Annotated in this window: 13 protein-coding genes; 3 read left to right on the top strand and 10 right to left on the bottom strand. The window is 70.1% G+C overall.

The window, feature by feature from the left end; translation table 11 throughout:
* Positions 1–4: 4 nt before the first annotated feature.
* On the bottom strand, positions 5–2,611 hold the full coding sequence (locus ACIBGM_RS07095) for a LuxR C-terminal-related transcriptional regulator (RefSeq protein WP_396384757.1): 2,607 nt from the start codon (positions 2,609–2,611) through the stop codon (positions 5–7).
* 385 nt (positions 2,612–2,996) lie between these two features.
* Here ACIBGM_RS07095 and ACIBGM_RS07090 point away from each other — a divergent pair, with 385 nt between their 5' ends.
* Positions 2,997–5,630, top strand: a complete 2,634-nt coding sequence (locus tag ACIBGM_RS07090) for a LuxR C-terminal-related transcriptional regulator (RefSeq protein WP_360529723.1) — start codon at positions 2,997–2,999, stop codon at positions 5,628–5,630.
* An 11-nt stretch (positions 5,631–5,641) separates the two neighbouring features.
* On the opposite strand, the gene ACIBGM_RS07085 is transcribed toward ACIBGM_RS07090, so the two are convergent.
* The 5 genes from ACIBGM_RS07085 to ACIBGM_RS07065 form a co-directional block, all read right to left on the bottom strand.
* Positions 5,642–7,303 (bottom strand): SulP family inorganic anion transporter, encoded by a 1,662-nt coding sequence (locus tag ACIBGM_RS07085; RefSeq protein ID WP_396384756.1) that lies wholly within the window; start codon positions 7,301–7,303, stop codon positions 5,642–5,644.
* A gap of 42 nt (positions 7,304–7,345) precedes the next feature.
* Positions 7,346–8,005, bottom strand: a complete 660-nt coding sequence (locus ACIBGM_RS07080) for a hypothetical protein (RefSeq protein WP_396384755.1) — start codon at positions 8,003–8,005, stop codon at positions 7,346–7,348.
* The gene (locus tag ACIBGM_RS07075) at positions 7,980–8,804 is read right to left on the bottom strand and encodes a hypothetical protein (protein WP_396384754.1); all 825 of its coding nucleotides are present in this window, start codon (positions 8,802–8,804) and stop codon (positions 7,980–7,982) included. The genes ACIBGM_RS07080 and ACIBGM_RS07075 overlap by 26 nt, the downstream gene beginning before the upstream one ends.
* 9 nt (positions 8,805–8,813) lie before the next feature.
* The gene (locus ACIBGM_RS07070) at positions 8,814–10,118 is read right to left on the bottom strand and encodes a hypothetical protein (RefSeq protein ID WP_396384753.1); all 1,305 of its coding nucleotides are present in this window, start codon (positions 10,116–10,118) and stop codon (positions 8,814–8,816) included.
* 90 nt (positions 10,119–10,208) lie between these two features.
* Entirely contained in the window at positions 10,209–10,508 is a 300-nt protein-coding gene (locus ACIBGM_RS07065; protein ID WP_360529738.1) for a hypothetical protein, read from the bottom strand.
* Between the two features lie 168 nt (positions 10,509–10,676).
* Between ACIBGM_RS07065 and ACIBGM_RS07060 the strand changes: the two genes are divergently transcribed.
* Positions 10,677–11,177 carry a hypothetical protein gene (locus ACIBGM_RS07060; RefSeq protein WP_360529741.1) on the top strand — a complete coding sequence of 167 codons (501 nt, stop codon included), beginning with the start codon at positions 10,677–10,679 and terminating at the stop codon, positions 11,175–11,177.
* A gap of 11 nt (positions 11,178–11,188) precedes the next feature.
* On the opposite strand, the gene ACIBGM_RS07055 is transcribed toward ACIBGM_RS07060, so the two are convergent.
* From ACIBGM_RS07055 to ACIBGM_RS07040, 4 genes are read right to left on the bottom strand one after another with little or no spacing between them, the layout of a single operon-like run.
* Complete coding sequence (locus ACIBGM_RS07055; protein ID WP_396384752.1) at positions 11,189–12,946, bottom strand: SulP family inorganic anion transporter; 1,758 nt, start codon at positions 12,944–12,946, stop codon at positions 11,189–11,191.
* Between the two features lie 45 nt (positions 12,947–12,991).
* Positions 12,992–13,921 carry a polyphosphate kinase 2 family protein gene (locus ACIBGM_RS07050; RefSeq protein ID WP_396384751.1) on the bottom strand — a complete coding sequence of 310 codons (930 nt, stop codon included), beginning with the start codon at positions 13,919–13,921 and terminating at the stop codon, positions 12,992–12,994.
* Positions 13,918–16,752 carry a cation-translocating P-type ATPase gene (locus ACIBGM_RS07045; RefSeq protein WP_396384750.1) on the bottom strand — a complete coding sequence of 945 codons (2,835 nt, stop codon included), beginning with the start codon at positions 16,750–16,752 and terminating at the stop codon, positions 13,918–13,920. Before ACIBGM_RS07045 ends, ACIBGM_RS07050 begins: the two co-directional genes overlap by 4 nt.
* Before the next feature lie 23 nt (positions 16,753–16,775).
* Positions 16,776–18,290 (bottom strand): DUF2252 domain-containing protein, encoded by a 1,515-nt coding sequence (locus ACIBGM_RS07040; protein WP_360529753.1) that lies wholly within the window; start codon positions 18,288–18,290, stop codon positions 16,776–16,778.
* Between the two features lie 204 nt (positions 18,291–18,494).
* Between ACIBGM_RS07040 and ACIBGM_RS07035 the strand changes: the two genes are divergently transcribed.
* A complete protein-coding gene (locus ACIBGM_RS07035; protein WP_360529756.1) occupies positions 18,495–19,775 on the top strand; it encodes a diacylglycerol kinase family protein in 1,281 nt (426 codons plus the stop codon).
* The last annotated feature ends 23 nt before the right edge of the window (positions 19,776–19,798 follow it).

Below are 19,798 nucleotides of genomic sequence, written 5' to 3'. Positions count from 1 at the left end.
CGGGTCAGGCCGGGATCAGGCTGAGTGCACGGGCCCGTCGTACGGCCTCGTTCCGCCGCGAGACGGCCAGCTTGCGCAGGATGTTGCGGATGTGCGTCCGGACGGTGTTGACCGAGACGAACATCTCCAGCGCGATCTCCTCGGTGGTCAGCAGTTCGGACAGGTGACCGAGCACCTCGGTCTCCTTCGCCGTGAGTGGCTCGATGTGCGGCTCCAGGTGTGACAGGTCGCCCGCCGGGCCGTTCCGGACGGGGAGAGTCCGGCGGCCGTCACCGATGGCCGACCCGAGCCAGCCGTTCCGGCCGGCCAGGTCAGTGCCGGCTGCGAGCAGTTGCCGCACGGCGGCAGGAGCCTCGACGAACGGCCGGCGCAGCTCCTCCGGCTCGGCCAGCTGCAGCGCGCGGTTCAACGCGGCCCTCGCCCGTGCGGGCTGCGCCCTGTGCAGCTCGTGGGCGGCCTCCAGCAGTCGCGCGCCCACCGTGGCCTGCAACGGCGCTCCGTTGCCTTGAGCAAGGATTGCCGACACTGAAGCGGCGACGCCGGCCCAGTTCCGCCGCTGCAGCTGGGCCTGACCGAGCACGAGTGCGCCGATGGCGTCGCCGCAGCCGCCCAGTTCCTCGATCAGCCGCGCCGCCTCGTCCGGCTCGCCCTGGACGACCTTCAGCCTGGCCGCTTCGATCTGCAGTGGGTGCGTGGGCCAGCCGCCGTTGACGCCCGGGTGATCAGCAGCTGCCTCGACCAGTGCGAGCGCCTCGTCGACCCCTCCGCGGGCTTGTAGCAGGCGCGCCTGCACGATGGCGGACTGTGCCTGCAGGACCGGTTCGTCGCACGCGTCGTACGAACGCATCGCCGCCCTGACATGCTCCTGGCCGGCTCTCAGGTCGTCGCGTTCGATGCTCACTCTGGCCAGGGCGATCTCGGCCGCCGGCGGGGGACCGTCGGCCGGCAGGCCCGCCCGTTCGGCGAGCGCCGCCGACTGTGCGGCCCACTCGTAAGCGCCACGGAGAGAGCCCTGGTAGGAGTCGATGAGCGCGAGGTAGCCGAGGCATGTCGCGGCCAGACTCTCGTAGCCCGGAGTCGCTGCGCCCACCGCTGCCGCCAGGGCGGCGCGCGCCTGGGCGATCTCGCCGTCGTACAGAAGGCATCTCGTCTTGATCGCCTGGACCAGCAAGATGAGCTCGGGGTGAGCCGCGGCCTTCTCCTGGTGCCTGAGCAGCTCCTGCTCGGCCCGATCGGCGAGCATCCCGGTCCGAGGATCGTCGACCACGCACGAGCGCACGGTCTGGACGATGCCGACCGCCAGTTCGACGGTGTGGTCGGTGTCCGCCTCCGGGACCAGCGACGCGCCGACGCGCTCCAGTTCGTTGGCGCAGCGGGCGGTGTCGCGGTCGGCCAGGGCCAGCGCGGCCCGGACCACACCCGCGGCCGGATCCTCGATGTCGGACGGCATCTTCCTGAGGTCGCGGTCGAGTCCGCCGCTGTCCTTGCCCAGCAGGACCTCGCCGATGGCCAGATGCTCGACGACGTACGCCGACGCATCGCTCCACGCCTCCGCCGCGGAGGCGACGCCGACGGCGGACTCGAGGAGTCCCTGCCGGGCGTACCAGTCGCCGGCCTTCTTGTGCAGCTGCCGCCGGAGCCGCGGCGACTCGTGCGCGAGCTCGGCGCGGAGCAGGTCACGCAGGAACGGGTGGTACCGGTACCAGCCGGGATGATCGGGCAGGTGCTCGACGAGGACGTTGCCGGCGGCGAGGGACGCGAGGGTGCGGCCGGCCGAAGGCCCGCCCAGCTCCTCGATCAGGCCGGGCTGGAGCACATCCACGACACTGGTGCGCAGCAGCAGTGTCCGCACCTTGGCGGACTGGGTCCGGAGCACCTCGGCCGTCAGGTACTCGGCGATGTTGCCGTTGTCCCCGGCCAGCTGGGTCACGGCCGCATCCGGATCGTCGCTGGACTCCAGGCACATGGTCGCGAAGCGCAGGCCGACCGCCCAGCCTCTGGTTCGCCGGGTCAGCGCGGCGATCGAGTCGCTGCTGATGCTGACGCCCGACTGCTGCACCAGCCGCGCCGTCTCCTCCTCGGTGAAGGCGAGATCCGCCATCCGTACCTCGGTGACGAGGCCGGCCAGGCGATACCGGTGCAGCGGGAGCACGGGGTCGACCCGGGTCAGGATCAGGACGTGCAGGCGCTGGTCGCTGTGCCGCAGCAGGAAGTCGATGCCGCTCGAGTCCCCGGCGGTCGCGAGCTCGTAGCCGTCCAGGACGAGGGTCACCGGATCCGCCTGCTTGGCCAGCGCGGTGGCCAGTTCGGTGAGCATCTGGGAGTGTGCGCCGGCGGTGTCGTCCCGTGCTCCCGGCAGGACCACGCCCTGCCGGCGGAGAGCCTCGAGCACCTGCGGCCAGAACCTCGCGGCGGGGACATCCTGTTCCTCGAAGGTCAGCCAGGCCGTGCTGTGCCCGGCGGCTGCGCGCTGCGCCGCCCAGGCGGCGACGAGCGCGGTCTTCCCGCTGCCGGCCGGAGCGCTGACCAAGGTCAACGGCAGTTCGGCGCCGGAGTCCAAACGTTTGCTCAGTCTCGGGCGCTCGACGTACCGCCGCGGAGGTCTGGGCATAGCGAACCTGACCGCCAGGACGGGATCGATGGACCCGTCACTGCCGGCCGCCGCGGACTGCTCCCTCGCGTGGGCGCCCCCCATGAGCCATACCGTGACCCGGTCGCGGGCCGGTGACATCACCCGACGCGGGTGATACCAAGGCGATCTCGCGTATCATTTCCGACGGAGAGGCTGGTCGTGGGGGCAACGACACAGGCTGAGTACCTCGTCGCGGGGGCGATGTAATCCGGGCGCTCAGGACCGGCGACCACAGTAGCCGTCATCCAACGTGCGCCGCGGGACTTCGGCAACCGGGGAGCGGCGGTCGACAGGGGTCGGGGAGATGTCACCTGCTGAACCTGAGCCATCTCGTTTCGGTGCCTCCGAGGCGTCGGACCGCCATTTGCTGGCCACGAAGCTGGCCCGGCCACGCGTCCCGTCGACGTACGTCGAACGCCCGCGGATCGCCGACCTGCTGGACGACGGCACCCGTCGCCCGTTGACGGTGGTGAGCGCCGGCGCGGGCTGGGGAAAGACCTTGGCGACGGCATCCTGGGCTGCGTCGGCGGCTGCCGACCGGCCGGTGGCCTGGCTCTCGCTCGACGAGAGCGACAACCATCCGCGCTCGTTCTGGTCCTACTTCGTGGCCGCGATCCGCAGCGCCGCCGAGATCCCACGCGGCAACCCGCTGGCGGGTCTCGCGCCGGGTCTCGGCGCCGGGGACGAGAATCTCCGCCGGCTGGTGGCCGGGCTGACGCAGTTGCCGGAGCCGGTCGTCGTCGTGCTCGACGACTTCCAGCTCGTGCACGCACCGGCGGTCCTCGGCGCCGTTGCCCAGGTGCTGCGGCATCCGCCGCCGCAGTTGCGGCTGGTGCTGCTGACCAGGGCGGATCCCGCGCTGCCGCTGCCCCGCCTCAAGCTCAAGGACGAGCTGGCCGAGATCCGGTCCACCGACCTCGCCTTCGACGTTCCCGAGGCGTTGGCACTGCTCGCCGGGGCCGGTGTCGTGGTCGATCGGGACGGGGCCCGGCTGCTCGTGGATCGCACCGAGGGATGGCCGGTCGGGCTGCGGCTGGCCGCGTACTTCCTCAAGGGCGGTGAACCAGGCCGGACGCCCGCGGACTTCGCCGGCGACGACCAGGCGGTGACCGACTACCTCCTCGATGAGGTGTTCGCGAGCCAGCCACCCGAGCTCCGGCGGTTCCTGCTGCGGACCTCTGTCGCCGACCGGCTGAGTGGCGGACTCGCGCAGGTGCTGTCCGGCGACCCTCGCGGCCAGCGCTTCCTGGAGCGGCTCGAGCGGTCGAACGCGTTCGTGGTCGGTCTCGGCTCGGACCGGCAGTGGTACCGGTACCACCCGCTGCTCCGGGAGATGCTGCGGCACCAGCTGACGATCGCCGAGCCCGAGATCCTGCCCGACCTGCAACGGCGGGCCGCGCTCTGGTTCGCGACGAACGACCAGCCGGTCGAGGCGTTGCGGCACACTGCGGAGGCGGCCGACTGGTCGTTGCTCGGGCGACTGTTCGTCACGCAGGTCGCACCGCTGATGGTCTCGGCCGAACGCTCCGTGGTCGCCGCCGAACTGGCTCGCATCCCCGTCGGCCGGCTTGCGGAAGGGCCGGAGCTGGCTGTGTGCGCCGCGGCGCTGCGGATGCACGCCGGCCGTTTCCAGGACATGCAGCCGCATCTCGACCGGGCGCAGCTGCAGCTGGACAGCACGAGCCCGGAGTCGAGGATCGCCACCTCCATCGCGATCCGCCTGTTCTCGGCGGCCGTGACGCGCTCCCGCGGCGACATCGACGCCCTGCTGGCGACCTCGGCGGCGGCGCTCGAGGAGGCGTCCGGGCCTGGCGCTTCGCTGCCGGCGGCCGAGCAGTACCGCGCCGTCGCCCTGAGCAACCTGGGGACAGGTCTGCTGTGGTCCGGCAATTTCGACGAGGCCGAGGCGCGCCTGCGGGAGGGACTCGCGCTCGCGACCGCGACCAGGCTGGAAGCGTCCCGGATCAACATCCTGGCGCACCTGGGACTCGCCGCCGCGGTCTCGGGCAGACTGCGGCAGGGCTTCGGGTACGCCGCCAAGGCCGTCGAGCTCGTCGACGCGCGGGGTTGGGAGCCGCTGGCGCAGGCGGCCACCGGATACCTCGCGCTGTCGATCATCAATCTGCAGTGGAACAACGTCGACGACGCGCAGAGCCTGCTCTTCCGGGCCAAGGAGGCTGCGACTCTCGACCTTGCCGCCGGGTGCGCGGTGGGCGTGACCCAGGCTCGCCTGCACGCGTCGCTCGGCCGCGTGGAGGCGGCGCGTGAGCAGATGGAGCGGGTGCGGAACGAGATCGGGCAGTGGCGGCCCCCGACCTTCATCGAACGGTGGCAGGCGATCACCGAGGCCGAGATCGAGCTCGCCGCCGGTGCCCCGAAGGCGGCGATCGCCAAGCTCGGTAGGCCGACGGACCGGCAGCCGCCGTTCGCCCGTGAGCAGGCCTGCCTGGCCGAAGCATTCCTCGCCTGCGGTGAGCCACAGCGGACCGAGGAGATCCTCGCCCCACTGCGTGACCGGACGACCGACCGCACCGCCGCGGTGGAGATCTGGCTGCTGACGACCCTGGCGGCCGACAGCCTGCGCGCGAACAACCGTGCCGTCGAGGCCCTCGGCCGCGCGGTGGAGATCGCCCGTCGGGAGGGCGTCCGACGGCCGTTCCTCGTCATGGACCCCGAGCGGATGCCGCGCCTGCTGACCCAGGTCGAGCAGCTGGACCCCGATACCTCCGGCTTCGTGGACGAGCTGCTCGCGGACCTGGGCATGGTCAGGTCACACAGCGCACTGGCCGATGTGCCGGCCGAACCGCTGACGGACCGGGAGCTGACCGTCCTGCGGTACCTGCCGACGATGATGACCAACGCGGAGATCGCGGCGGAGCTCTTCGTGTCGGTGAACACCGTGAAAGTGCACCTCAAGCGGATCTTCCAGAAGCTCGGCGTGGCCAGCCGGCGCGACGCCGTACACCGGGCTCGTGCGCTGGGACTCCTGAACGGCTGAGCGGCGACGGCTCAGTCGGCGTCCTCGCCGCGGTGCCCGATCACCCAGGTCTCCGCTTCGTGCAGCGCTTGCCCGGTCGATTCCCCGACCAGCTCGGTGGCCTCGAACACGGTGACCGGCCCGGACGCGTCCACCCGGTTGGTACGACGCAGGAGCTCGGCAAGACCGCGGTCGACGCCGCTGAGGTACAGGCGGCCGCCGACCGCGTGCAGGGCGGCGGCGTAGTCGGCCACGACCTTGACGAACGTCGCGCCGACGGACGTGTGGCCGCGAAGCCGGAGAACGACAGCGGGCGCCTCGGCGCCGGCCGGATCAGGCAACCGGGTGGCCAGGGTCCGGGAGCCCGCGTAGAGGAGGCTGCCGTACACGTCGAGCACGATCGTCTGATGGCTCGGCAAGTGCTCCGGGGCCGGATGCTCGGTCCAGCGGCCGTCGCCGGCGGGCTTCAGCTCGACGACCTTGAGGTCCATCGCACCCTGGTTGAGCTGAAGCACGAGCGACAGCGTCACGCCGATCCCGACGGCGGTCGCGACCGGGAGGAACAGGGTCGCGAGGAAGGTCGCGATGATCGCGATCTGGGACGTCGGTCCGGTGCGCAGGATCGTCATCAGCTCACGCGGCCGGAGCGAACCGGCGGCCGCGAAGATGAGGACCGCCGCCAGGGTCGGCATCGCGACGGCTCCGATCAGGTCGGAGAACGCTGCCAGAATTACGACCATCCACAGTCCCGAACAGATCGCCGCCCACCTGCCGCGGCCGCCGACGGCCTGGTTCAGCGCCGTCCGGCCGACAGAACCGCCCACCGGCTGGCCGCGGAAGAAGCCGGCCGCGAGGTTGCCGACGCCCTGGGCGATGAAGTCCCGGTCGGGGTTCGAGGCGGTTCCGTCGTGATTGGGCGCGGCCTCGGCGACCCCGCTGCCCTGCACGAGGACGATCGCCGCGACGGCCAGCGCACCGGTGACCAGCGGCAACGACAGGCTGCCGAGGTCCGGCAGTTGCGGCGCCGGGATGCCCCGCGGAATCTCGCCGATGTCCTCGACGCGTGCCACCGAGTCGGCGCCCGCGATGATCACGACCGCCGTCGGGACCGCCAGCGCGATCAGGGCACCCACCGCTCCCAGCCGGGTCCGGGACAGGCCGACGAGGATGCCGAGCGCCGCGAGACCCGCCAGCAGCGAGGCGATGTCGATCTGCGCCGGATGGAATATGACGTCCGCCGCCTTCGCCAGCGCGAAGTCGCCGCTGGCCTGCACCCCGGTGAGGTCGGGGATCTGGCCGAAGAAGATGTTGACCGAGATCCCGGTCAGGAAACCGGTCATGACGGAGTGCGAGACGAACCGTGTGTACCGTCCCAGCTTGGCGATACCGGCCAGGATCATCACTACACCGGTCAGGATCGTCAGCAGGAACAGGGCGTCCGGCCGGTCCGCCGGGTCCACGTCCTCCAGCGCCGAACCGGCCGCCAGCGCCGCCGCCGTGGTCGTGGTGATCACCATCAGCCGGGTGCTCGACGTCAGCCCTCCGGCCACCGGACCGGCGAAACTCGCGTACAGGCCGTGGATCGGGTTCACGCCGACGAGTACTGCGGCCGCCATACCGTCCGGCACCCCGCTGATCGCGCCCGGCAGGCCGGCGACCACGTCGGCGCGCAGCGCGCGGCGCTCCGGCCGCATCGACCGAAGCCATCCGGGCACGCGATGTGCGCTCACCTGGGATCAGAGCTCGAGGCTGATCGGGAAGGTGGCGATCCAGGTGAGGGTGGCGGCGAGCACGACGCAGCCCGCCACCGTCAGGACCCAGCGCAGGCGCCGGTTGGCCATCTTGGTGCTCATCCCGGCGAAGAACAGCACCACGGCGTACAGGACGACGGTGAGCACGTAGTTGCTGGCCCGCTGGATGTTCCGGCCCACCTCGGCGGTGGAGACTGTGGCGGCCGCGTCCAGCCGGTCGGCTTCCTGCCGCGACCCGAGGTGGTACTGGTTCATGGCGAACGGAGTCGGCGGCGCATCCGGATTCGTCGCCGGCCGGGTCGCCACCCAGGCGTCGAACGCGGTCCGGAACTCCGGCCGGAAGCGATTCACGTAGAAGGTGGCGAGATCGGTCTCACCGCGGCGGTCCGCGTCCGCCCAGGCGATGAACGTGGCGACGTCGACCTGGGTCTGGGCCTCGGCCAGCCCCTGTGCCCTGGCGGCCTCGATCCTGATCGTGTTCGTCCGTCCGGCCGCCTTGGCCTGCTCGCCGTTCCACCGGGTGGCCTGGTAGCTGCTCCACGAGGTGCCCAGCGCAGCGATCACCAGCAGGATGGTGACGACCACCTCCTGCAGGCTGCGGCCGCCTGCGGTCCGCTCGTCAGCGCCGGTTGCCATCGTCGTCACACGGGGGCGACACCTCGAGCCCGGCCACCTGGAGCTGGGCACCGATCACGCTGACGGTTCGCTCCATCGCCGTGGGTTGCAGGCGGCCCACTCCGTCGCCGTGCGGATGGTCGAAGAAGATCAGCAGGAACAGCAGGAGAGTGATGACCGTCGTCACGCTGCCCATCAGGACGGCCTGCGTCACGGCGCGCTCGGCCCGGTCGGCGAAGAACAGCATGTAGCCGAAGATCACCACGGAGATCACCGCCAGGACCAGCCACAAGGGGGTCGGGATGATCCCCTCGGCGCCGTGCACCCGGTCGATCCGGGCCTGTTCCCGGTCGGCGGTCTGGTCCATCCACCGGTCGTAGGCCGACTGCTCGGTGGCCGTCTGCGGGTCGACGGTCGAGACGGTCAGGAACAGCTCCGCTCCCCACGGGTTGATCGAGTTCCCGAGGGTGCCCTGGTTCAGGGCGTCCCACTCGGTTCCGGCCACCGAGCGCGCGTAGCAGATCAGCTCGCCGGTCAGCTCGGCTGCGGCGCGGTCAGGCAGGAACTGCGCAGTCTGGACCTGTTGCGCCACGATCGTCGCCTCGGACTCGGCGCCGGACCGGGCCTGGTCGTACGACGTGAACGACAAGAAGATGATGAAGCCGAGCAGCACGGAGAACCCGGTCGCGAGCACACCGAACACGCCCGATGCGCGGTCACCGTCGCTGAAGTAGCTGCCCTCCGGCGCCCGCCTCCGCACGAGCAGCATCGCCGTGACGGTGACCGTGACCGCGAGGATGACGATCAGCGCGGCCCAGACGAGGTTCATACCGGCCGGCTACTTCGCGGCCCCGGGGACGGCTGCCTCTCCCGGCGGCAGCGGGCGGGAGCCGGCCGTCGACCTGCCTGCACCGACCAGAACCTGCACGACGGCCAGCAGGCCGGCTACGAGGACGAGCGACCAGAAAAGCCGCGACAGTGAGACGTCGTTTCCCCACAGCAGTACGACGACGCCGAGCAGACCGGCCACCACGCGCAACCACCGGGCGTTCGGCGCGACCCATCGGCCCGCGTCGCCGACCGGGCTGTCGGACACGGCGCCGCCGATACTCTCCAGACCGCCGCTGACAGTGTCTCGTACGGCGGATCCGTACCGGTTGGAACCGGCGTACCAGCCGATGACCACGAGGATCAGGCCCAGCCAGAGGAACACCTGGCGACCGCGTTCGAGGTAGGCGAGCAGAGTGTCGAAGAACACCGCGCTGGCCGGACCGAACGTCGTACCGGCCAGGGCGTCGATGAACAGTTGCCGCCCGACGGCAAGCGCCAGCGCCATCAGCAGGGCGTTCGCTGCCAGCGCCGCTCCGATGACCACCGTCATTCGTGGACGGTTGCGGGCGAGCACCAGTGCGATGAGATACAGCCCGGCCACCGCCACGATCAGCCACTGGGCCAGCGGGTTCGCGAACGCGTAGATCGTCTTGATCTGCTTCAGCTGCGGTGCGTCCATCAACACGATCTGCTTGTCGATGTCGGGGACCGGGATGTTCTGCACGATCGTGAGTCCCCGGTCGACCAGGCGTTGCTTGACCCGCTCGATGACTTCGGAGACGTCCAGGACGATCTGATCGCCCTGCAGCGAGACGGCTCCGGACTGGTCACCGGCCAGGATGCGCTGGAAGGCCTGCTGGGCTCTGGTGTTGGCCGCGGTCCACAGGTCGGCGAACTCGTCCGAGGCGAGGAACTCGCGGACCTGGCGGTCGATCAGGCTGTTGATCGCGGCAGACAGGGGACCGATCAGTCGCTGGAGCCGGGGCCGGTCGGTGATCACGCCGGCGAACACGTCGTTGAGCATCGCCTCGATGTCGACCTGCTCCTCGATCGCGGTGGTGACCTTCGTCGCGATGGCGTCCTGCACCTCAGGGGAGTTCACCAGCGGGCCGACGGTGTTCACGTAGCGGGTGGTGTCGTTGAGCGTGCGTTGTCCCCAGTACGCGACGGCTGCGGGTGTCGTCAGGAGCGCCGCCAGGAACACACAGATGACCACCGCGGCCGTGCGCCCCCGTGAAGGCCGGTCGGCCGCCGGTGCTTGGCCCGGCACGCTGCGCTCCGGACCGGGCGGAGTGGGGTCAGGATTCGACATGCTGCGCCTCCTCGCCTGCCGGCTGCAGGTCGATCGTCGCCTCCGCCCGCAAGCCGGGCCTCACCCCACGCGGATGAACCGCCGCCGGGCTCACACCTGGACACCGCCGGGATAGCCGGCTGCCTGCCGGCGCTGCAGGCCGCCGGAAATCCAGTGCACGATGTCGAGAAGGCCGGCGAAGGCCACCCAGAACCAGTCGGACCCGGACAGGCCGCCGCCGGTGTAGAGGATGACGTACATCAGCGTCGCGAAGGGCAGGAAGACGATCCCGAGCAGCGGCCAGATCCACGAGTCGAACGCGGCGTCGACCAGCTTGGGTCGCGCCACCCACACGATGAACAGCGCGAACCGCGGGAACACCCCGGCCAGCAAGACGAAGAAGCACCCCATGTCGACCCTCCCGCAATCCGGCCATCGTCGACCTGCATCGTGACCCGGCCGCCGGCGCTGAGCATCATCCGGCCGGGGTGAGGCGCGCATGGCTGGCGAGAGCAAGCATCCAGACAGGAGCCGCCGCCGATTCCGGCGGCGGTTGAAGCAACGGGAGGAGATGCCAAGATGACTGCGCAACGGGGCGGGGCGGCAATGACCGGCTTCGTCGTGTTCGCCGGCGTGATGCTCGTCATAACAGGACTGGTCAACGTCTTCCAAGGACTCGTTGCTCTGTTCGACGACGAGCGGTTGGTGATCACGCCGGAGAACCTGATCTGGGTGGACGTGACCGGCTGGGGCTGGTTCCTGCTGATCTTCGGCCTGATCCTGCTGGCCGTCGGCGGCGGCCTGCTGCTGGGCCAGACGTGGGCCAGGATCACGGGCATCGTGGTCGTGTGCCTGCACGCCGTACTACAGATCCTGTCGCTCGGCGCGTACCCGGTCTGGTCGCTGCTGATGCTCGCGCTGGACGTCGTCGTGCTGTACGCGCTCACTGCCCGGTGGTCCGACGTCCGCGACCGGCTCGGCAGGCATGGCAGCAGCAGCGTGGACGTGGCCTGGAACGGCCACGAGGACGAAGCCAAGCCCGCCACCCAGCAGCAGCAGGGTGCCCCACCGATGAGCTGACGACTGGAGGGTTACTCGGGGGCTCCCCGCCGGGAGCCCCCGTCGTCTGCCTTCGGCCGTGGGTCGCGCCAGTTCGCGCCGGTCTGCTGGATGTACTGCGCGACGGCGTCGTCGAGCGTCGGGAGGAAGTGCGCCGGGTCGATCGTGCGGGTGAGCTCGTACCGCTCGATCTTCGCGCGCACCGGATCCTTCATCTCCGCGAAGACCAGGGACACCCCGCGGGCGTTCAGCCAGGAGTCGAGCTCCTGCAGCATGTCGGAGGCGGTGGTGTCGACGTCGGTGATCGGCTCGGCGGCCACGATGATCCAGCGCAGGTCGGGGTGGTCCTCGGCGATCTCCCGCACCTTGTCACTGAACATCCGCGCGTTCGCGAAGATCAGCGGCGCGTCGAAGCGGTAGACGACCAGCCCGGGCAGCAGTCGGGCGTCGGGGTAGCTCTCGGTGTCGTGCAGGCCCGCGATTCCGTCCACCCGGCCGAGCTCGGTCTCGTGCGGCCACCAGGCGCGGCGGAAGACGTTCAGGATGGACAGGGCAACGGCGATGAGAATGCCGGGCAGCACGCCCAGCAGGGCCACGCCGAGCAACGCGATGACGGACAGCCCGAACTCGGTACGGCGCTGGTGCCACAGCCGGCGCGTCCCGGCGATGTCGGCCAGCGACAGCGCCGCGGCGATGACGATCGCGCCCAGTGTCGGTTGCGGCACGTACTGCATCAGTGAGGTGGCGAAGACCAGGACCACGGTGATCATTCCGGCGCCGACGATGCCGGTCACCTGGGACCGGGATCCGGCCTGCTCGGCCACGGCGGTGCGGGACCCGCTGGTGCTGACCGGGAAACCCTGGAAGAAGCCGGCCGCGATGTTGGCGGCGCCGATGCCGACCATCTCCTGGTTTCCGCGCACCCGATCGCCCTTGCGCGCGGCGAACGCCGACGCCGTGGACATCGTGTCGGCGAGCGCGACGACGGCGATCGCGAGCGCCCCCACGAACAGCGGCGGCAGGTCGCCCCAGCCGACCGCGGGGATCGTGAAGGGCGGAAAACCCTGTGGGAGCACGCCGACCGTGTCGACCTCGCGCTCCTCCAGGTCGAACGCGTTGACCAGGAGGGCGGCCAGCACGACGACGATGAGCACGCTCGGCAGTTTGGGCAGCAGCCGGTTCAGCAGCAGGATGCCGGCCAGGGAACCGATCCCGAGGATCGCGGCCGTCGCGTTGGCGGCGCCGTCGGCGAGTCCGGTGAAGAAGTCGCGTGTCTCGGCCACCAGTCCCTCGGCGTCGACGGAGAAGCCGAAGAGCTTGTCCAGTTGCCCGATGATGATGGTCAGCGCGAGCCCGTTCATGTAGCCGATCTGGGTCGGCTTCGACAACAGGTCCGCCACGAACCCGAATTTGGCCACTCCGGCGATCGTCATCACGACACCGACCATCACGGCCAGCATCGACGCCAGCGCGACGGCGCGAGCGGGATCGCCGTTGGCGAGCAGGAGCGGCGCGATGGTTGCCGCGATCATCGGTCCGAGGGACGAGTCGGGACCGAGCACGAGTACCCGGGACGGCCCGAAGACCGCGTAGCCGAGCAGACACAGGATCGAGGTGTAGAGCCCGGTGACCGGTGGCAGGCCGGCCAGTTCGGCGTACGCCATCCCTTGGGGCACCAGCAGTGCCGAGAGCACCAGGCCGGCCACGACGTCCCGCGGCAGCCAGGTCCGCTGGTACGACCTGGCCATTCCCACGCCGGGCACGTACTCCTGCCACCAAGGCTGTTTCACGTCCGGTCGGTCGGAGACTGAGGCCATGGTGATCAGCCCGCCGGCTTACTCGGCCACGAACGGATCGGGCGCGGCCCCCTCGGGAGCCTGCTTCTCGAGGGTGACCTTGATCTCCTGCAGCGCCTCGCGTGCTTCCTTGCTGACCTTCGGGTAGCGCGGATCGAGCTCGATCAGCGTGTTGGCGAGCACCGCGGCCGCGGCGATCCGCGCGTACCACTTGCGGTCGGCGGGAATCACGTACCAGGGCGCCCACTCGGTGCTGGTCCTGGACAGCATCTGCGAGAACGCACGCTGGTAGGCGTCCCAGTACTCGCGCTCCCGGATGTCGGCCGCGGAGAACTTCCAGTTGTGGTCGCGCAGGTCGATGCGCCGCAGGAAGCGGATCCGCTGCTCCTCCTGGGACAGGTTCAGGAAGAGCTTCACGATCTTGAAGCCGTTGTCGCTGAGCGTCCGCTCCCACGCGTTGATCTCGTGGTAACGCCGTTTCCACAGGCCCTTGCGGGTGCCGCGCGGAAGCTTCTGACGGTCGAGGAGCTCGGGGTGCACGCGGACGACGAGCACCTCCTCGTAGTGCGAGCGGTTGAAGATCCCGATCTCGCCGCGGGCCGGCAGCCGCTGCCCGTAGCGCCACAGGTAGTCGTGGTCGAGCTCCTCACTGGAGGGGACCTTGAAGCTGTTCACCGACACACCTTGTGGGTTGACGCCGGTCATCACGTGGCGGATCGTGCCGTCCTTCCCGGCGGCGTCGAGCGCCTGCAGGACCACCAGCACACCGTGGGTGTGCTGGGCGTACAGCCGGGACTGGTACTCCGACAGCAGCTCGGTCCCCTGGACCAGCAGTTGGCGGCCGCGCTTCTTCGACTGGATCGTGCCCTTGAAGTCCGGCTCGAAGTCCTTGGCCAGGTTGACCTTCGACCCCGGTTCGACCCGGAACGGCGCGATGAAATCGGCAATCCGCTGCTCGCGAGATGTCATTCTCTGCTCCCTACCTCTGCAGGCGCCGGTGTTTGCCGAGCGCGGGCCGGCGCAAGGGCGTGTTCGGGGCTGAGCGTCGCCGGGGTCCGCTGCCCACGGCGGGTGACCAGTTTGTCCAGCTCGACGACGACCGGGAGCAGCGCGGCCAGGCCGAAGCAGGTGAGCCACTGGCGCGGACTGAGCGCGACAGTGAGCAGCCCGCCCTGGAAGACGCGGAGCTCGGTCGCCAGGAACAGCAGTACGACGGGGATCAGGCCGATCGCCAGCGCTTTGATGATCGGGGGCGTCAGGCCGCTGGCCGGAGCGCGCCGGTTGACCACCGCGTTGAACGTCGTCCCCAGACCCATCACGACGAAGGTCATCGTGATCGACACGGTGCCCTGCGTCGTACTTGGCTCGTCCGGCCCCGCCACCAACGGCGCAAACGCTGCCAGGAAGAGCACGATCGCGTAGCCGACCCACCTGATCACGGCGTTCCGGTTCGTGATCGGCACCCCGGGGTCGCGCGGCGGACGGTGCATGACGTCGGGATCACCGGGGTCGACAGCGATCACCACGACACCGACGGCAGTGGCGAAGAACAGCAGGAAAAGCACCATCGACGGAGTCATCGCCACCCCGTCGTTGATGTCGAACACGGTGGCGGCGAGGAACAGCAGGACCAGCCCCAGCAGCTGCGTCATCTGGTACCGGACGTACGAGACGACCTTGTCGTAGACGCGCCGGCCGATCTCCACGGCGTGCACGAGGGTGCCGAAGTTGTCGTCGGTGAGCACCATCCGCGCGGCCTGCTTGGTCACTTCGCTGCCGCTGCCCATCGCCACCCCGATGTCAGCCTGCTTGAGGGCTGCCGCGTCGTTGACCGCGTCACCGGTCATCGCGACGATCAGGCCCTGCTCCTGCATGGCCCGGGCCAGCCGCAGCTTGTCCTGGGGGGTGACCCGTCCGAACACGTGCAGCTCGGGCAACCGCTGCTTCAGCTGCTCGTCGCTGAGCGCCTGCAGTTCCGGGCCGCCGATCGCGCCGGGGCCGAGGCCCAGGTCCGCGCCGATCGCCTGCGCCGTGACCGCGTGGTCGCCGGTGATCATGCGCACGTCGATGCCGGCGGTGAGCGCCGTACGGACCGCGTCCTTGGCCTCCGCGCGCAGCGGGTCGATGATGCCGGCCATCCCGACGAACGACAGCCCGGTGGTCAGGGACATCGGATCGCCGGTCATCGTGTCGAGCTCGTCGCCAGTCACCAGGCGGGCCGCGAACGCGAGCACCCGCAGGCCTTTCTGCCCCATCCGGGTGTTGGCCTCGTCGATGCCGGGCCGCGACTGCGCGATCGGAACCTGCGAGCCGCTCAGCGGTCCGCCCGCCTGGCTGCAGCGCGCGACGACGACGTCGGGGGCGCCCTTGACCAGTTCGATGACATGCTCGGCGCCGTCGACGGTCACCCGGTGGAACGTCGCCATGAACTTGTACTCGGAGTCGAACGGGACCTCCGCCAGCCGTGGGTAGTTGCGCCGGGTCTCCTCCGCGTCGATGCCGAGCTTCGCGGCGAGCACGACCAGCGCCGCCTCGGTGGGGTCGCCGATCACCGAACCGTCGTCGCCGACCACTGCGTCGCTGTCGAGGGCCAGTCCGAGCCCGAGACGGGTGAAGTCGGGAACCGGGACGCCGGCCACCGAACGGATCGCGCCGCTCTTGCGGTAGCCCTCGCCGTCCACTGTGAACCAGGTCCCGCCGGCGTACAACGTCGAGACCATCATCTGGTTCAACGTCAGCGTCCCGGTCTTGTCGGTGTTGATCGCACTCGTCGCACCGAGGGTCTCGACATCGGTGAGGTTCTTCACCACGGCTCTCGCGTCGGCCAGCTGCCGGGCGCCGAGTGACAGCAGGCCGGAGACGAATGCCGGCATGCCGGTCGGCATGGCCGAGATGGCCATCGCGGTGCCGAGCAGCAGCAGGTCCTTGCCCGGCATCCCGCGGATCAGGCCGACCACGACGATGACCGCGACCGCTCCCCAGGCGATGATCCCGAGAACCTTCGTGAGCGAGTCGAGCTCCCGCTGCAGCGGCGACCGGGTGCGCTTCACCGAGGTGAGCATCGACGCGATCCGCCCCATCTGCGTCTGCAGCCCGGTCGCGGTGACCACGATCGCGCCGGTGCCCCGGGTCACGGAGGTGTTCTGGAACAGCATGTTGGTCTGGTCGCCCAGACCGACGTCGGGGGAGGCCAGCGCACTGGTGCCCTTGGCAATCGGTGCGCTTTCCCCGGTCAGCGCGGCCTCCTGCGCCTCCAGCGTCGCGGACCGGACGATGCGTCCGTCGGCGGGCACGATGTCGCCCGCCTCGACCTCGACGATGTCACCCGGGACCACCTGGGTGGCCTCGATCATCGCGACCTCGCCGTCGCGGACGACCCGCGCCTGCGGCACTTGCAAGGTGGCGAGCGCGTCGACGCTCGCCCGGGCCGCCAGTTCCTGGCGGGTGCCGAGCCCGACGTTCAGCAGGATGAGCAGGGCGACGATGACGCCGGTCGAGAGCTCCCCGATCACCAGGCTGACCACGACGACGGCGATCAGCATGATGTTCATCGGGTCGCGCAGCTGCTGAGCGGCGACCACCCAGATCGAGGGCGGCTTCTCCGCGGGGATCTCGTTCGGGCCGTACGACGAGAGCCTGGCCGCCGCCTCGGTCGCGGAAAGTCCCGAGCCGGTGTCGGAGCCGGCCGCCGCGACCACCGCCTCGGCAGCGAGCGAGTACGGCGCTTTCCCGGTGCCGGTCGCCGGTGATGCTGCCATGCCAGTCGTGCCGGTCGGGCCGGCGGTGCCGGTCTCACTCACGCGTGTCTCCCCTCGCGCCGACGTCAGACCTGCTGCTGGATGGCGTCGATCCGGTTCGAGCTGATGGCCTTGATGAAATCGGCGAAGTCCTGGTCGTTCTGGGCCGCGTAGCGTTCGGAGAAGTCGGTGATCGCCGTGTCGAAGGCGCTGTCGTCACCGAGGTAGGCGGCGATGGAGACCGGGTCACCGGACCGTGCGTGGGCTCGGGCCAGGGTCCATCCGCAGGTGCGCGCGTAGAACGCCATCGTCGCCGGAGCCATCAGCTCCACGAGCGCCGAGCCCTTCATGTCGCGCAGCTGGCGCCAGTAGAAGTAGCGGTCCGCCTGGACACCCTTGGACCAGCCCAGGAAGATGTCGCTGCTGGCCTGCATCAACCGCTGGCCCTGGACCACCCGCTCACCCGGCTGCTTGAACGTGCTCTTGCGCAACGGTCCTTCGAGCACCGACTGCGTGGCTTCCTTGACCTGGAGGAACAGCGGATCGCTGCGGTCACGGCCCTGCAGCAGGACGATGAACGCCCGGGTGCCGACGCTGCCGACGCCGACGACCTTGCGGGCCCAGTCGACGACCTCGAAGCGCTCCAGCAGTTGCCGGAGGTCGAGCCGAAGAGTGGAGCGGTAGTCCCGGAACGCGTCGAAGACGACTTCCTCGAGCGCCCCGGGTTCCAGACCGTAGGTCTCGTGGAGGTCGCGCGCGGGGACGACCACTGGCGGAACGCTGGCGATCCGGTAGCGTCCGTCGACCTCCTCGCTGAGCTTGGACAGGGCCTGCTCGCTGTTGCGGGAGTGCGCCTTCAGAGCGTTCTTCGCGAAGCGCTTCTGGGCCTCCTTCACCTGCTTCGCCGTCATCCCGCTCGTACCGTCGTCCGCGCCGGTGTCCTTTTGCTTGCCCTTCTTGGACCCCTTGCCCTTGCCCTTGTCGCCGCCGGCCGCACCCCCGGCGGCGAGGAAGGCCTCCACCGACTGCTTGATCTGCTCCTCGGAGATGTGGGCGTACCACACGTCGAGTGTCTTCATCGCGGCGAACTCGGCCATCGCCTCCCGGTAGGAGGTGACGCAGGCCTTGGTGATCGCACGAGTGTCCGACGTCGAGCAGCCGTTGTTCTGCGCCGCCACCGTGAAACTGGCCGCCAGCCGCTTGACGTCGTACTCGAACGGGCCCGGAAGCGTCTCGTCGAAGTCGTTGATGTCGAAGATCAGCGTTCGCTCCGGGGAGCCGTAGACACCGAAGTTCGACAGGTGGGCGTCCCCGCACAGCTGGACCTCGAGCCCGGAGGTGGGTGTCTCGGCGAGGTCGACGGCCATGATCTTGGCGGCCCCCCGGTAGAACGTGAACGGCGAGACCATCATCCGGCCGTGCCGCAACGGCACCAGGTCCGCGTCGCGCCGGAGGTTCTGCTCCTCGATGAGTGCCACCGGGTCCGGCCGATCCGCGGCCGGCCGCCATCCTGCGTGACTGTCCGGCTTCGTTCGCGTACGAGCCTCGAGACCGCGGTCCCGGCGCTCCTCCAGCGTCAAATGGTGAACCTTCGCCGACATGACCGGCCGCCTTTCTCCGTCGCAGGCGCGACTCGCCGGGCGAGCCGGGTACCCACCCGGCGAACCGCGTACGGCGCTGACGATTCAGCAGAACCCGGGCCGCCGCATCACCCCTGAGGGACGATCAGGCGCCCGGCCGGTGGCGGCGGATTCATCCGGGGTGTGGGATGTCCGAGTGGAGCGGATGGGTGTGGGGTGAGTTCCATGAAGCGACGGGTTGCGGCAGTTGTGGCGCTGGTGGTGGGGGCGGCGACTGTTGTGCTGGGCGCCGTGGTCGCCGTCCGGGAGTTTCCGCGCGGCCTCGGGGTGCTGGCCTGTGTGGTGATCGCCGCCGTTGCGGCCTGGTACGGCGTGCTGCGCAGAGGAGTCGCCCGCACGGCGGGGCTGTACATCGCGGGTGTGGCCCTGGCCGGGGCGGTGATCCTGATTGCCGTGGGTGGGAAGTTCGGCGTCGATCTGCTCGTCCTGGGTGGGCTCCTGGTGACGCTGGCCGCGACGCGAGCCAGCTTCACCGCTCGGGTGGAGTTGCCGCGTGTGGCCGCGCCACAGCATCCCGTGCTGTTCTACAACCCGCGCTCCGGCGGCGGGAAGGCCGAACGCTTCGCGCTCGCCAAGGAAGCGCGGGACCGCGGGATCGAGCCGATCGAGCTGAAGGCCGGCGACGATCTCGAAACCCTGGTCCGCGGCGCGGTCGAGCGGGGCGCCGACGGACTCGCGATGGCCGGCGGCGACGGCTCGCAGGCGATCGTCGCCGCGATCGCCGCCGAGCGCTCGCTGCCGTACGCCTGTGTGCCGGCCGGCACCCGCAACCACTTCGCACTCGATCTCGGAGTCGACCGGGACGACGTCGTCGGCGCTCTGGACGCGTTCGTCGACGGCGGCGAGCGGCTGGTGGACCTTGCCGAGGTCAACGGCCGGGTGTTCGTCAACAACGTGTCGCTCGGCCTGTACGCAGAAGCCGTCCAGCGCAGCGGGTACCGCGAGGCCAAGCTCCGGACGCTGCTCGACACCGTGCCGGACGCGCTCGGCTCCGGTGGCAGCCAGCTCGACATGCGTTGGACCGGCCCTGGGGGCGACGGCCATCGCGGCGGTGCGGCTGTGCTGGTCTCCAACAACCGCTACCGACTCGGCCGCGCGGTCGGTTCCGGCACCCGACCGCGCATCGACGACGGCCTGCTCGGCATCACTGTCCTCGGTTCGCCCACCGAGGGCGAGGAACGCCGCGCTCAGCGTCCCTGGCGCGAGTGGTCCGCTCCGACCTTCGAGGTCGAAGCCGACCGGCCACTACCCGCAGGCGTCGACGGGGAGGCCCTCGTTCTCGACGCGCCGCTGTTGTTCCGGATCCGGCCGGGAGTTCTCCGGGTGCGGATCGCGCACCAGCACCCCGGGGCGTCGCCGTCGGCGACGGCTCCCGAAGGCCTGCGCGACGGCCTGGCCGAACTGGTGCGCATCGCCCTCGGCCGGAACCGGAAACCGGCGAGTTGACACTGGCGAGTTGACACTGGGAG

The sequence above is a fragment of the Kribbella sp. NPDC050470 genome (genome assembly GCF_044458365.1).
Lineage (GTDB): Bacteria > Actinomycetota > Actinomycetes > Propionibacteriales > Kribbellaceae > Kribbella.
The sequence above is the reverse complement of the archived record's forward strand: the minus strand, read 5'-3'. Positions and strand labels throughout refer to the sequence as shown.

Bases quoted from the DNA above. Each gene is read 5' to 3' on its own strand.
- ACIBGM_RS07095 (WP_396384757.1), bottom strand. From the start codon at position 2,611: ATGCCCAGACCTCCGCGGCGGTACGTCGAGCGCCCGAGACTGAGCAAA.
- ACIBGM_RS07085 (WP_396384756.1), bottom strand. From the start codon at position 7,303: ATGCGGCCGGAGCGCCGCGCGCTGCGCGCCGACGTGGTCGCCGGCCTG.
- ACIBGM_RS07075 (WP_396384754.1), bottom strand. From the start codon at position 8,804: ATGAACCTCGTCTGGGCCGCGCTGATCGTCATCCTCGCGGTCACGGTC.
- ACIBGM_RS07070 (WP_396384753.1), bottom strand. From the start codon at position 10,118: ATGTCGAATCCTGACCCCACTCCGCCCGGTCCGGAGCGCAGCGTGCCG.
- ACIBGM_RS07065 (WP_360529738.1), bottom strand. From the start codon at position 10,508: ATGGGGTGCTTCTTCGTCTTGCTGGCCGGGGTGTTCCCGCGGTTCGCG.
- ACIBGM_RS07060 (WP_360529741.1), top strand. From the start codon at position 10,677: ATGACTGCGCAACGGGGCGGGGCGGCAATGACCGGCTTCGTCGTGTTC.
- ACIBGM_RS07050 (WP_396384751.1), bottom strand. From the start codon at position 13,921: ATGACATCTCGCGAGCAGCGGATTGCCGATTTCATCGCGCCGTTCCGG.
- ACIBGM_RS07040 (WP_360529753.1), bottom strand. From the start codon at position 18,290: ATGTCGGCGAAGGTTCACCATTTGACGCTGGAGGAGCGCCGGGACCGC.
- ACIBGM_RS07035 (WP_360529756.1), top strand. From the start codon at position 18,495: ATGAAGCGACGGGTTGCGGCAGTTGTGGCGCTGGTGGTGGGGGCGGCG.